This window comes from Dictyobacter formicarum, assembly GCF_016587435.1.
Genome location: NZ_BNJJ01000009.1, coordinates 200,897 through 214,665, shown reverse-complemented (window position 1 = coordinate 214,665; position 13,769 = coordinate 200,897). Strand labels below are relative to the sequence as shown.

The 13,769-nt window shown below is 51.2% G+C and carries 6 protein-coding genes and 3 rRNA genes; 4 read left to right on the top strand and 5 right to left on the bottom strand.

The genetic code is table 11. The features are described 5' to 3' along the window. Nucleotides 1-101 precede the first annotated feature (101 nt). Nucleotides 102-1,637, top strand: a complete 1,536-nt coding sequence (locus JMI88_RS17310) for an MFS transporter (protein WP_201363182.1) — start codon at nt 102-104, stop codon at nt 1,635-1,637. Nucleotides 1,638-1,881: 244 nt separating this feature from the next. After that, a 5S ribosomal RNA gene (gene rrf, locus JMI88_RS17305) occupies nt 1,882-1,998 on the top strand. Between the two features lie 77 nt (nt 1,999-2,075). Here the strand turns inward: rrf and JMI88_RS17300 are convergent. The 5 genes from JMI88_RS17300 to JMI88_RS17280 all read right to left on the bottom strand — a co-directional run bounded on the left by JMI88_RS17300 (nt 2,076) and on the right by JMI88_RS17280 (nt 11,048). Further along, nucleotides 2,076-2,954, bottom strand: a complete 879-nt coding sequence (locus tag JMI88_RS17300) for a phosphotransferase (RefSeq protein WP_201363181.1) — start codon at nt 2,952-2,954, stop codon at nt 2,076-2,078. A gap of 409 nt (nt 2,955-3,363) precedes the next feature. Further along, nucleotides 3,364-6,328: ribosomal RNA gene (locus JMI88_RS17295) — 23S ribosomal RNA — on the bottom strand. A 310-nt stretch (nt 6,329-6,638) separates the two neighbouring features. Then, nucleotides 6,639-8,124: ribosomal RNA gene (locus tag JMI88_RS17290) — 16S ribosomal RNA — on the bottom strand. A gap of 857 nt (nt 8,125-8,981) precedes the next feature. Next, entirely contained in the window at nt 8,982-9,815 is an 834-nt protein-coding gene (locus JMI88_RS17285) for a DUF6585 family protein (protein ID WP_201363180.1), read from the bottom strand. Between the two features lie 318 nt (nt 9,816-10,133). Continuing rightward, nucleotides 10,134-11,048, bottom strand: coding sequence for a LolA-like protein (locus JMI88_RS17280; RefSeq protein WP_201363179.1), 915 nt, complete (start codon nt 11,046-11,048; stop codon nt 10,134-10,136). A 239-nt stretch (nt 11,049-11,287) separates the two neighbouring features. Between JMI88_RS17280 and JMI88_RS17275 the strand changes: the two genes are divergently transcribed. Then, complete coding sequence (locus JMI88_RS17275; protein WP_201363178.1) at nt 11,288-11,848, top strand: GNAT family N-acetyltransferase; 561 nt, start codon at nt 11,288-11,290, stop codon at nt 11,846-11,848. Nucleotides 11,849-12,095: 247 nt separating this feature from the next. After that, a complete protein-coding gene (locus tag JMI88_RS17270) occupies nt 12,096-13,739 on the top strand; it encodes a trypsin-like peptidase domain-containing protein (RefSeq protein ID WP_201363177.1) in 1,644 nt (547 codons plus the stop codon). The last annotated feature ends 30 nt before the right edge of the window (nt 13,740-13,769 follow it).

The following is a 13,769-nucleotide window of genomic DNA, read 5'->3' as shown; positions in this document are numbered from 1 at the left end:
CTAATCAGCAATGGCGACTGGGGGAATAGTTTCATTCTCTGGTCGCCAAAATGCATGACACAAAACACACTATACTTGAACGAAGATTCAGAGAGAAACGTATGGAAACGATGTCTTCATCAATTTCAACACCGTCACCAGTGCAAGAAAGCAGTCGTCGCCTGCATGGACCTGCACTGGTGCTCATTATGGTGGCCCTGCTACTCACAGCTTTTCTGGAAGCACTGGATAACCTGATCGTGACTCCCGCCATGCCACGCATTGCCAGCAGCCTGCATGGCTTCGGCAGCTATACCTGGGTTGTGGCCGCCTACTTGCTGGCGGCAACGGCTGTGGTGCCACTAGCGGGAAAACTCTCGGATCAGTTTGGTCGCAAAGGTTTCCTGCTCAGCGGGATCGTCATATTCCTGCTGGGGTCTGGACTGGCCGGTGTTTCTCAGACGATGGATCAGCTCATTTTCTTTCGCGCCATCCAGGGACTTGGCAGCGGCATTGGCATCGGGCTGGTGATTACGGTCGTTGGGGATCTTTTTCCACCAGAGCAGCGGGCCAGCAAGCAGGGACTGCTTGGGATCGTCTTTGGCATCTCCCAGTTGTGTGGTCCAACGCTGGGCGGCTGGATCACTGATCATGGTCCGCTGCTCGCTGGCTTCGTCAGCGATGATACACGCTGGCGCTGGCTATTCTACCTCAATCTGCCTGTCGGCCTGCTCGCCCTGCTTATGCTGTGGATCTACCTGCCCACCCATTCGTCCACACAACCGAGGGAGCAGGCAAATGGGCGTTTCGCTCTCAATAGCATCGACTGGCTCGGAGGGTTACTGCTCGTGGGGGCAACCTGTAGCCTGTTACTCGGCTTGAGTCTTGGAAGTACACAGATCACAGCCTGGACATCGCTGCCTGTGGTGGCGCTGCTGATCGCCTCGCTGATCCTCGCAGTACTCTTTCTGTTAGTCGAGCGCAAGGCTGCTGAACCCATTATTCCACTCGCTCTGTTCAGACAGCAGGTCTTTGCAGCTGATGCATTGTTGACGCTCATCCAGAGCATGATCCTCATCGGTGCCTTCATTCCGCTCTCATTGTTTTTGCAAGGCGTGCTGACTCTTTCGCCAACCGGCGCTGGCGCCCTGATCACCGCGCTCTCGGTCAGTCTATCGCTGGGAGCCGCTATCGCGGGAGGGATCATTGCGGCACGCAAACGCTACCAGATGACGGCAATTATAGCCGCTGGCATAATGACGCTTGGGATCTTCTTGCTCATGCTCATGACGCAGCAGAGCAGCATCCTTATCATCGGCCTCGATCTGGTACTGATCGGACTGGGTACGGGCTCCTTCTTCACTATCCAGATGATTGCCGCCCAAAATTCCATCCCACAAACACAGCTCGGAGTGGGAACCAGCGTAATCCGCTACCTGGGCCAGCTTGGCCTGACGTTGGGTGCGGCCCTGATGGGGATCGTCGTGAACGGAGCCCTGGCCGGAAATAGCAGTGCTGGCCTTCCAGCTACCATCAACGCCCAACTTGGGCTCGCCAGCGTGCTCCAAAACGGATTCCTGATGGTACTGGTGCTCAGTATAATGGTACTCTTTACCACTTTCTTCCTGAAGGACACCCCTGTCACGCACCAGGCCTGACATAAAAACGTGTCTGATTTCCATCATGGCTGCCTTCTTATGGCATGAGCTTAAACCTTATGGAAGCTCAAAACATAAGAGAGTGTCTGAAAAAGCCATGCGATTCGCTCCTGCGTTCCCCAGGCCCAGGGGCATTTTGCTTCCCAGGTACTAAACTTGAATAAAAACCTGGAAATAGGGGTTGACAAAGGCTTTTAGCTGTAGTATTATTCTTCAAGTCAAGAACACCTGTATGTGCAGGTGAGCTGGTGACTGTAGAGAAGAGGGCACACCCGTTCCCATCCCGAACACGGAAGTTAAGCTCTTCATCCCCGATGATACTGCGTGGGCAACTGCGTGGGAAAATAGGAAGTCGCCATCTCACCTGCCCACATAGGTGTTTTTTTGTTGCTGCGTGATGAGGCTTAAAGCGTTCGCAAGGGACGCACCTACAGCAGCTCAAAAGAGCACCGGATGTGCCAGCCAGCTGGCTATATCTGGTCTTCCCTGAATCTCTAGCAGGCGATAAAAGTAGCGATAGACAGGCCGCACCGCCGTCAGCTCCGGCAATGCCAGAACACTGCGATATCCACGCGCCAGCGCCTTAGCCTCTCGGCGAGAAAGTATATATTCCAGAGCAATAAAGTCTAAAGCGCGTGGTCCGAGCGCATATGCCTCTGTATCAACCAGCGACTCCACATAACCATCATTGACCAGGAATTGAGTAGGGTCCATATCAATCATAATTAACGACGACTCAGCAGGTACGGGCAGTTGGAGGGCGCTGGCAGAAATAGATTTCAGCGTCTCTTTGATGGAGAAGTCATCCGCATGATATTGTTCTACCAGCATCCTCATAGTCTGTACCAGGTGCTGATGAAATATAGGGAGCGGCCCCTGCTGGCGTCCTGTCGGATGGCCATAATAGGGGAAGCGCAAGGTGTGGATGTGCGCCAACTGCTGTCCCAATCTTTCCAGGGCAACCTCTAGCAATGTTCCGAAGTGCTTCAATGGTGAGCCAGCCATACACTCTACCATCACATAAGCCCTGCCATCTAGTATACCTTTAGAGATAATCTGAGGAATAGAGAGAGAGCTAAGAGGATTGAGCATGGCATTGATATGTTCAAGGTCAAAGATGTTGGTAGGATCGATACCAAACAAAGCAGAACAACCAGCCCAGAAAGGTCCGCTGAGCTTTTCTGGCCGCAGAACGCGCAGTACGCACGTTGTATCACGGGTGGTGATACGCCAGACGTCATTCATATGCCCTGAATAACCAGGATCCAGCCGTGTCTGTTCTATAATGGGACACTCAAAGAGAGATTGAAAATCCATATCGCTCTCCTTTTCGCACCACTAAATAAAAAGAGGAGGCACGTTCATCATCCTTCTGGTGATAGGAAGCAAAGCTCCTCCTTGCGGGCGTCCGCATACGCGGCCGCAGATTTTTATATACCGAGTTGCATGCAGTGCGCTCAGCGCACTGCATGCAACTCGGTATATAAAAAATTTTGAGCGCCGCAGGTGCGCAGCGTCAGGGGCCGCAGGCGCGAACCACATGATTTTCAGGTGCCTTTTAAGTAATATATATAATCGGGAAAAACAAAAAAGACCTTACTTCTGCCAAGTAAGATCTCTCTGGTTCTGCACAACTGCATACGATCTATCCTCAATTTTGCCGAGCCAGCAGTCAGCCGAGCTGAAGCCGAGGGCACTCACGCGCTCCACGATGAAGATACAATGGTGAAACAAGCCGTACGATCATTAGGGCGACTTCGCTCCGCCTGTTACCAGGTGTCCACGTGTCGTCTATCCACCAGGTCGTCTTCCTGGGATCTTGATTCTCCGCAGAGAATGGGAGAACTCGTCTTGGGTGCGGCTTCGCGCTTAGATGCTTTCAGCGCTTATCCCTTCTCGACATAGCTATCCAGCTCTGGCCCGGGCAGGCCAACTGGCACACCAGCGGTCGAGCCATCTCGGTCCTCTCGTACTGGAGATGACGCCCCTCAATTCTCCTGCGCCCACGACGGATAGAGACCGAACTGTCTCGCGACGTTCTGAACCCAGCTCGCGTGCCGCTTTCATGGGCGAACAGCCCAACCCTTGGGACCTACTCCAGCCCCAGGATGCGACGAGCCGACATCGAGGTGCCAAACCTTGCCGTCGATGTGAACTCTTGGGCAAGATAAGCCTGTTATCCCCGGGGTAGCTTTTATCCGTTGAGCCACACTCCTTCCACTCGGGAATGTGGGATCACTAAGCCCGACTTTCGTCCCTGCTCGACCTGTCCGTCTTGCAGTCAAGCTCCCTTGTGCCTTTACACTCTCATGGGTGATGTCCATCCACCCTGAGGGAACCTTTGGGCGCCTCCGTTACTCTTTGGGAGGCGACCGCCCCAGTCAAACTACCCGCCTGATCCTGTCCACGTCCCGGCTCACGGTGACGTGTGAGAAACAAAACACACCGAGAGTGGTATTTCACTGCTGTCTCCCCTACCCCCACAAGGATAGGTTCTCCGACTCCCACCTATGCTACGCACGCTCTGCCTCGTTTCCGGGTCAAGGTGTAGTAAAGCTCCACGGGGTCTTTTTGTCCTGTCGTGGGTAACCCGTATCTTCACGGGTACTTCAATTTCGCCGAGTCCTCTGTCGAGACAGTGCTCAACTCGTTACTCCTTTCGTGCGGGTCGGAACTTACCCGACAAGGAATTTCGCTACCTTAGGACCGTTATAGTTACGGCCGCCGTTCACCGGGGCTTAGATTCGCGGCTACGCACACCGCTCCTCGTAACCTTCCGGCACTGGGCAGGAGTCAGCCCCTATACTTCCGCTTGCGCGTTCGCAGAGACCTGTGTTTTTGGTAAACAGTCGGTTGAGCCAATTTCTTGCAACCCCCTCACCCCCAGGTAAACCTGAAAGCTACTAGGGCACCCCTTCTTCCGAAGGTACGGGGTCAATTTGCCGAGTTCCTTAACAGAGGGTCGCTCGATCACCTGGGGAGTGTTCCCCCTGCCTACCTGTGTCGGTGTGCGGTACGGGCGGAGACAACTCTGGCGAGAGGCTTTTCTTGGCGGCCTAGGGGCCGATGACTTCCGCGGACTTGTCGTCCGCTCGCTGCACGTGTCATGCACAGGAAACCGGGATTTGCCTCGGCTTCGCACTTCAGCGCACAGACCCATCCTGTCCAATCGATGGGCTCACCTTCCTTACCGCGTCCCCCCATTGCTCGTAACGAGCATCTCCGGTGCAGGAATCTCTGACCTGCTTTCCATCGCCTACGACGATGACGTCCTCGGCTTAGGACCCGACTCACCCTGGGACGATTGACGGTGCCCAGGAACCCTCAGGCATTCGGTGTGTCTGGTTATCACAGACATGACGCTACTCATTCCGGCATTCTCACTTCTGTTCGCTCCACCAGTCCTCACGGTCTGGCTTCTCTGCCCAACAGAACGCTCCCCTACCAATCTCTCGTGACGAGAGATTCCATGGCTTCGGTACCATACTTGAGCCTCGATACGTTGTCGGTGCCACGACACTCGACCAGTGAGCTATTACGCACTCTTTAAATGGTGGCTGCTTCTAAGCCAACATCCTGGCTGTTTGGGCGTTGTGACCCCCTTTAACACTAAGCATGGATTTGGAGACCTTAGCCGATGGTCTGGGCTGTTTCCCTTTTGACGACGAAGCTTAGCCCCCGCCGTCTCACTTGCATGCATGCTGTCCTGGCATTCGCAGTTTGCTTGGGTTTGGTAACCTGCACGAGGCCCCTAGCCCATCCAGAGCTCTACCTCCAGGATAGTACAACATACAGCTGTACCTCAATACATTTCGGGGAGAACCAGCTATCTCCGTGTTCGATTGGAATTTCTCCCCTATCCACAAGTCATCCCCCAGTTTTGCAACACTGGTGGGTGCGAGCCTCGACGGACTGTCACATCCGCTTCACTCTGCTCATGGATAGCTCACACGGTTTCGGGTCGCATCGCCGCAACATCCGCCCTCTTCAGACTCGGTTGCCCTGGGGCTCCCCAGCTTTAGCGCTGGTTAACCAGGCTACGACGATGCACTCGCCGGATCATTCTACAAAAGGCACGCCATCAGCCCTTAGTAGCTCGTGCTACAGTGGCCTCTGACTGCTGGTGAGTACGTGGTTTCAGGGTCTCTTTCATCCCCCTCTCGGGGTGCTTTTCACCTTTCCCTCACGGTACTTGTTCGCTATCGGTCGCTAAAGATGTGTAGCCTTGGAGGGTGGTCCCCCCAGCTTCCCACAAGATTGCACGTGTCTCGTGGTACTCAGGATCCCGACCCAGTCCCCTCGCTCGTCCTCTACGAGACTCTCACTCGCTCTGGTCACGCTTTCCAACGTGTTCAAGTAAGCCAGGGTCCTTTGTTGTCGGTCCTACAACCCCACTGGTTCCGAAGAACCACTGGTTTGGGCTCCTCCCGGTTCGCTCGCCACTACTACGGGAATCTCGGTTGATTTCTGTTCGTCGAGTTACTGAGATGTTTCAGTTCACCCACTGCCCCCCGTCACTGCCTATGTGTTCAGCAGGCGGTCTCCAGACATCACTCTGGAGGAGTTGCCTCATTCGGATTCTCGGGGTTCATCGCTTGTATGCAGCTCCCCCCGAACGTTTCGCCGGTCTCCGCGTCCTTCTTCGGTCTTTAGCGCCAAGGCATCCACCTCGTACTCTGTGTAGCTTGTTCTCTTCGTTTCTTCATCATGTATGTGAATGCTTGTTCGTGTCGTTGGTTGGATGACTCCAACCAGACGACCCTCTGCTTCAACTCTGGCTGACCTTCTTGGCTCAGCAAAATTGAAGATAGATCGTATTCAATTGTTCAGGGTGCACTGTTGGCCATCATGCTCCCATGAGAGCAGAAGCTGTACCCCAACAGCTCAAGAGTGGAAACCAGCTTCGCTTCTGGCAACACAGCGACCGTGTCCTGTTCGACCTGGAAGTGGAACAACCTCGTGTGTTTATGGCTTCCATAAACGGTTGTTCAAGCTCCCTAGAAAGGAGGTGATCCAGCCGCACCTTCCGGTACGGCTACCTTGTTACGACTTCACCCCAATCACTGACCCCACCCTCGACGCTTGCCTCCCCGAAGGGTTAGCCCAGCGGCTTCAGGTGTTGCCAACTTTCGTGGTGTGACGGGCGGTGTGTACAAGACCCGGGAACGTATTCACCGTAGTGTGCTGACCTACGGTTACTAGCAACTCCAACTTCATGGAGGCGGGTTGCAGCCTCCAATCTGAACTGAGGCCAGGTTTGACGAGATTAGCTCCCCCTCGCGGGTTGGCCACTCTTTGTCCTGACCATTGTAGCGTGTGTGTCGCCCAAGGCGTAAGGGCCGTGCTGACTTGACGTCATCCCCGCCTTCCTCCATTTTGAAATGGCAGTTTCGTTAGAGAAGTTCAACTAACGACAGGGGTTGCGCTCGTTGCGGGACTTAACCCAACATCTCACGACACGAGCTGACGACAGCCATGCAGCACCTGTGAACCCGCTCCGAAGAGACAGCCCGTTACGGCTGGTGCAGGTCCATGTCAAGCCTTGGTAAGGTTCTTCGCGTTGCATCGAATTAAACCACACGCTCCGCTGCTTGTGCGGGTCCCCGTCAATTCCTTTGAGTTTTAATCTTGCGACCGTACTCCCCAGGCGGACCACTTACTGTGTTAACTACGACACTGAAGGGGTCGATACCCCCAACGTCTAGTGGTCATCGTTTACGGCTAGGACTACCAGGGTATCTAATCCTGTTCGCTCCCCTAGCTTTCGCACCTGAGCGTCAGGTGCTTCCCAGGACACTGCCTTCGCCATTGGTGTTCCTCCGGATATCTACGCATTTCACCACTCCACCCGGAATTCCGTGTCCCTCTGAAGCCCTCAAGTCAAACAGTTTCCATCGTCCTTCGTCAGTTGAGCCGACGACTGTCACCACAGACTTATCTGACCGCCTGCGTGCGCTTTACGCCCAGTAACTCCGGACAACGCTCGCCTCCTACGTATTACCGCGGCTGCTGGCACGTAGTTAGCCGAGGCTGATTCCTCTGGTACCGTCCGTTCTCGTCCCAGAGAAAAGCAGTTTACAACCCGAAGGCCGTCATCCTGCACGCGGCGTTGCTCGTTCAGGGTTGCCCCCATTGACGAAAATTCCTCACTGCTGCCCCCCGTAGGAGTCTGGGCCGTTCTCAATCCCAGTGTGGCTGATCGTCCTCTCAGACCAGCTATCGATCGTCGCCTTGGTAGGCCATTACCCCACCAACCAACTAATCGAGCGCAGGCTCATCTCCCGGCGCCGTTTCCGGCTTTGCTCTTCGTGTGGAAGAGCGTATGCGGTATTGTCGGCGATTTCTCGCCGGTATTCCTCACCCGGAGGCAGATAACCCACGTGTTACTCACCCGTCCGCCACTCCCTTATTGCTAAGGGCGTTCGACTTGCATGTGTTAGGCACGCCGCCAGCGTTTATCCTGAGCCAGGATCAAACTCGCCATCCAATTGTAGTATAGACACATCACGCTCAACGAGCGAATGTCAATTGCATGTGAAGTTGCGATCATGGCCAAGTTACATTAACATTGGCTTGTTTCGCAGATTATGATGGATGCTCAATGGTGGAACCATCAAGCGTCCGAATTGACAGGAACTGGTGCATTGTATTGTTGTTCCAGTTGCTGTTCTGCTTTCCACTCTTCAGTTGTCAAGGTACGCAATCGACGAAACCAGTGTTTCGTCATCAGACAAGCGTTTGTTCTTTTTTCGTTCGCTTGTCTCGTGTGCTGTAGTATCGCATATCCATTGTGCTTTGTCAAGCGGTTTTCCGACCACTTTTTGCTCGGCTCCGAAAATTCGTTGTTTCTCCCGGTCGCCGTGGCAACCACTGGTCGAAAAGGCCTGAAACGTCCGCGGACGCAGATCTGCGTTGGGCCGTTCATGGGGGAAACATCTGATCCCAGAGGAGCTACCTTACCGTAGCACAACTGATGCAAACGGACAGGAGCACCCACGCTCGCTGAGGCGGGTGATTGTCGCTTTTTTGACAGCTCGATGATTATGCCATAACTACCACGACCTGTCAAGCCTTTTTGACCTAAAATAATAAAATGTTTAAAAATTCCTGGTGAACCAGGAAATCGACATCAATTTGAATGATAAAGGTACAGTCAAAAGGCTCGCTGGCCGATTTGAGCCAGCGAGCCTTTTGACTGTACTATATGTCTGACTATCTATAAGCTGATGTTAGCGTTGTGGATATGCCTGAGGTTGGCGTCTACTAACAACGTAATTTGCCAGTGACATCAGCAGGTTGAAATTAGGCACCTCGGATGCTTTCTACGAGAATAGCTACGTTCAATTAATAACCTGGATATACAGGAGGAATAGGTGGTTGCTGCTGGCGTGCACGCTCAACCAGGGCCAGGAAGATATGCATATTAGGCATACGCGCAACCCGTACAGTAGACCAGTTCAGCATTTGACCCGATTTTCTTATGCTGATGATGCCACGGTTAACTTGCACATCTTTTAGTTCTTGCCAGGGCAACCAGTGCTGTGGGGATTTGGCCAAACCCTGTCTGCTAACCTGCAATGTACCAAAAGTTAGCGCTTGACCGGCATCGAAGGCCGCGATCGCCATTGGCAATTGCACACGTGTCAGTTCATAATCAATGGCGTTGCCGATTTCTTCGGCATCCGCAAACATGTCAGTAAAGACAGCTTTGCGACCATCGTTATACTGCACTCTATATTTATGCCTTGTTCCTGTACGGACGCCGTAATAGTACGTATTTACAACCTGGATGAAAAATGCCGTAATCCGATCCCAGCGAAAAGCATCGACCTTGCTTCCACGCACATAAAGCAGGCCATACGCACAGATGCCAACTCGCCAGGAGCGAAAAAGAACGGGCTGCAGGCCATAAAAAATAGCCATGCCTGAAAACACAAGTGCGATCAATAGAAAAATACTCGAGCCGATTGCGCTATCTCCACCATCTGAGGCCATCCCAACGCCAGTGAGGCCCAAAACAAGAGCAACAATTGCAAATACAATGATGTATTTTATCTGCGTTTTACCCATGCGAACTTTGTATTCAACCTGGACGTTTCCAAGCTGATGAGCGTTAGCGTGCTGGATAGTTTCGGGAGAAATCTCTTGATGACGCAATACTTGCATCGGTTGTGCCATAGTTGTCACACCTCCATTAATGCTTTCCAATAATATAATTCCTGAATAGCTAGGATAAAACGGCAATGGCGCTCTAAATAGCTTTCAGCGATAAAAATATATCTGCGTCTCCACTAATTGTAGAAATCTATAACTCAAATTAAATTTTATGTATTATAACAATCCCCTTATTGAAAAACAAGGTAAAATTACCATTACACAAAAAGGCGCGATACTCAGAGAAAGTATCGCGCCTTTTTATATAGAGGTTATCGGGTATTACTATAGATTCACTACTATCTGGCACCCTCCAGACTTATTCGATTAGTAAAGTGACGACTATTGGGACAGCCCAAAGACTGTAGCAGGATTGCTGGTTGGTGTTGCGTTGGTAGGAACTTTAATGGTGACCGGCTGGTCAAACTTGCTCAAATCAACAACTGTTTTCACGGAACTTTTGGCAGCTGAAGGAGCATCTTTTGAGACCGCGCTGGTGTCTGCCAGAATATCCAGTTTTAACTGTGTGCGATGCACATAGAACTTACTTTCGTCGATCCAGACGTCAACAACCGCATTAAACTGTTTGGCTGACTTTAAGATGGTGTCAATGTTTTGTTGGCCCAACGCGCCCTTCAATTGAGGATTCTGAGTGAGCACCTGTTGGAGAGCCGCCTTATCTAAGGAAGCGGTCAGGTGACGCAGGCTCGGTCCAGCCTGGGTGTCAGCTCCATGATCGGTCAGTTTGACGTTTTGTACAAGGCCCAGCAGGCTATTCTGGTCGACAGTTACGCCAGAGAACATGTTGCTGTTCGAACCTACAAGCTGCTGCTTATCCATCACATACCATTTTCCAAGGTTATTCTCAATATATACTTTGTTGCCGCTTACAACCTCAGCCAGTTTACTGGTCTGCTGGGCAGAATTGACAGTCAGAGCAAGTTGCTGCTGGTCAGGACCCTGCTGGTCGCCGGAACCAGTCATCGAAACGTTCAGATTGGTGGCTGAAGGAGTTTTGCCATTAGTACTGGATTTGGCTTCAACGGCCTGGACGCTGGTATCAGATTTTACCTCGATATGCGATGATTTCAATTTTTTCATGGCGTCCGCACTCTTCTGCAATACTTGCTGAGGAGTGAGGTCGCTGGGCTTATTGGTGCTTCCAGTTCCTGTGGTTGTCTGACTACATGCGCTAATCAATAAAGTAAAGGCAACCATACAGAGAAACATGAAAGAAAAGGTCTTTCCAGCTTTCATGATTAAGCTCCCTTTTGTATATTTTTAGATAAATTTCAAAATTAGATTCGAGTCCTACTATTGAATACGCGTCTCCACTATAGTAAAGTTTCTAAAAAATGTAACTCTGTCAAAAACTCAGGAAAAACTAATATTAACTGTCCACTACAGCCTTTGCGTGATAACATAATGAGAAATAATCACTGCTATTTTTGTATACTTCAAATTGCCCAAATACACATTAAAGGACACCTGCTGTGATGGAAAAAAAACTTTTTTACAAGAAGATAGACCATACGACAGAGCTAAAATCGATTGCAGAAAGCGATGCCCAGGAGATCTTTCGCTTGATTAATACTAATCGCCCATATTTGCGGCAATGGCTACCATGGATCGACTACACACAGTCTGTAGCCGATGAGCTGGCTTATATTCGTACTGTCATGGGCCAGTATCAAGAGAACCAGAGTGTAGCATGCGCTATCTGGTATAAAGGCAATATTACTGGTACTATTAGCTATCATCCCGTGGATTGGCCCAATCGCAAGGTTGAAATTGGCTATTGGCTTGGCGAGCAGTTCCAGGGCAATGGTCTGATGACAAAGGCCTGCGGCGCTTTTATCGATTATGCATTTAATGATTTGAAACTCAATAAGGTAGAGATTCGTTGTGCTACTGGTAACGCTCGCAGCCGCGCTATACCTCAACGTCTTGGTTTCACTCATGAGGGCATCAGTCGCCAGGCTGAATGGCTCTATGATCATTATGTGGATCTGCATCTTTATGGTTTGTTAGCCAGCGAGTGGAGAAAAAACAGATAGTACAGCACCAGGCAGCCTGAAGGCGGTCAAATATTATCGCCATCAGCGCTTGAATGTAATCAGATCAGCAGTTATAACACTGAGATGCTTGAGAGGTCCGTCTTTAGCTCAGACAACCACATTTAAAGTATCAAATTGATTGCCTGGCTATGCAACCCTGTTACACTCAAAACGTATTTTTGCTGTAGAGAGATAGTGTGCCACAAAACCAATGCGATCTCTACATATAGGGATGGAATACAAATATATGCATCAGACAAATGTTTCGTTGACCAATAGTCGTCCCATATACTATCTGCTGCTGGTAGTGGGGATGCTCTGTGCTCTTTGCGCTGGTAGTCAACATGCATACGCAGACAGTATGCCGGGCGGAACAGTCTCCGATCCGGCTGTCCGGGCGGTGGATATTGTGCAGCCAGCCGTTGTGCGCATCATTACAGCCGTCCCTGGGCAACTCTCGGTTCATTTTCCACCTTCAAAAGATGTGACTTTTCCTCAACAGAGTAATGGTACCTATGAGATAGATTTGTCGGGCTCGGGTACATTTATAACCTCGCAAGGTGATATCCTGACCGCCGACCATGTTGTCAGTCCTCCTAAAAATCAAGAAATGAACTCGGCTCTATATACGCGAGCCGCCCAGGATATCGCTAATTATATAAATACCAATCAGAAAGGTTCAACCCAGGTTACCAGCGATCAAGTTGTCCAGCAATTGAGCAGCGGACAATTAAAGTCTACGCCAACTTTTCAGTCTCCGAGTATTTCTGTGTTTTTGAGTACGGCTTATACGGGTCTAACTAATGCGACCGATTTTAAAAGCCTACCTTCTGGTGTTGGTGTAAATGTAGATAAAATTGAGAAGGAGAGTCCATCCGATCAACAGGATACGGCAATTATCCATGTGCCGATTACCGATACTCTGAGCGTTCCACTGGGAGATTCAACCAATGTGCATCCACAGGATAAGCTGACGATCATTGGTTTTCCAGGCAATGCCGATGTCAGTAAGGCACCAGATAGCTTGTTGACATCTTCGCTGAACCAGATCTATGTCAGTTCGCTAAAGACCAGTAATAGTGGGGCTCCGTTGATTCAAGTTGGTGGCAACGTAGAGCAAGGAGATAGTGGTGGGCCTGCACTGGATAACAATGGCAATATTGTTGGCATTGTTAGCTTTGGCACGCTTAATACCAGCGGCGGCCAGAATGGAACCAGCTTTCTACAGGCTAGCAGCAGCGCCCAGAGTATGATCAAAGCGCTTAATCTGGACACAAAAGCTGGCAAGCAACAAACACAATGGAGCCAGGCCTTCAATACCTACGCTACCAACAACGCTGGACATTGGGGCCAGTCCCAGCAGGAATTTGCTAACCTGCAAAAGAACTATCCAGTCTTTAAAGCTATTCAGTCGTTTCAAAATTATGCGCAGCAGCAGGCTAAAAATGAACATGTAGTCCCTACCAGGAAGCCAACGAGTACACCGATCCAGCCAACATCTAAGAAGACACCCGTGGCCTGGCAGGCAATCGCTCTGACGATTGGTGCTGTTCTCGTGCTGCTATTGCTAGTGGGAGTCCTCTTTATGGCGGCGCTGCGTCAACGTCCAAAGTCAAAACCGAAAAAGGGTTCTGCTGCGTCCGAACAACAGGCACTGGCGGCGGCCGCTCCTGCTGCCGATAAAGGTCAGCCAGATCCAGCCAGCGGTACGACGCCGGCTCCCCCGGTAACCCCTTCCACCAGCGGGTCGCCAACTTCGCAGTCAGGCCAGGGTTCGCTGCCTGTCGGGCAAAATACCTTATCGCTTAAAGCATGGCCCTGTGGTCATATGAATCGTCCAAATGCGCGCTTCTGTAGTATTTGTGGCGAGCCCGCGCCCGATGACATGTAGCAGCGTTTAAATCCAAAAAGATAAAAGAAG

Bases quoted from the DNA above. Each gene is read 5' to 3' on its own strand.
- JMI88_RS17300 (WP_201363181.1), bottom strand. From the start codon at position 2,954: ATGGATTTTCAATCTCTCTTTGAGTGTCCCATTATAGAACAGACACGG.
- JMI88_RS17270 (WP_201363177.1), top strand. From the start codon at position 12,096: ATGCATCAGACAAATGTTTCGTTGACCAATAGTCGTCCCATATACTAT.
- JMI88_RS17280 (WP_201363179.1), bottom strand. From the start codon at position 11,048: ATGAAAGCTGGAAAGACCTTTTCTTTCATGTTTCTCTGTATGGTTGCC.
- JMI88_RS17310 (WP_201363182.1), top strand. From the start codon at position 102: ATGGAAACGATGTCTTCATCAATTTCAACACCGTCACCAGTGCAAGAA.
- JMI88_RS17275 (WP_201363178.1), top strand. From the start codon at position 11,288: ATGGAAAAAAAACTTTTTTACAAGAAGATAGACCATACGACAGAGCTA.
- JMI88_RS17285 (WP_201363180.1), bottom strand. From the start codon at position 9,815: ATGGCACAACCGATGCAAGTATTGCGTCATCAAGAGATTTCTCCCGAA.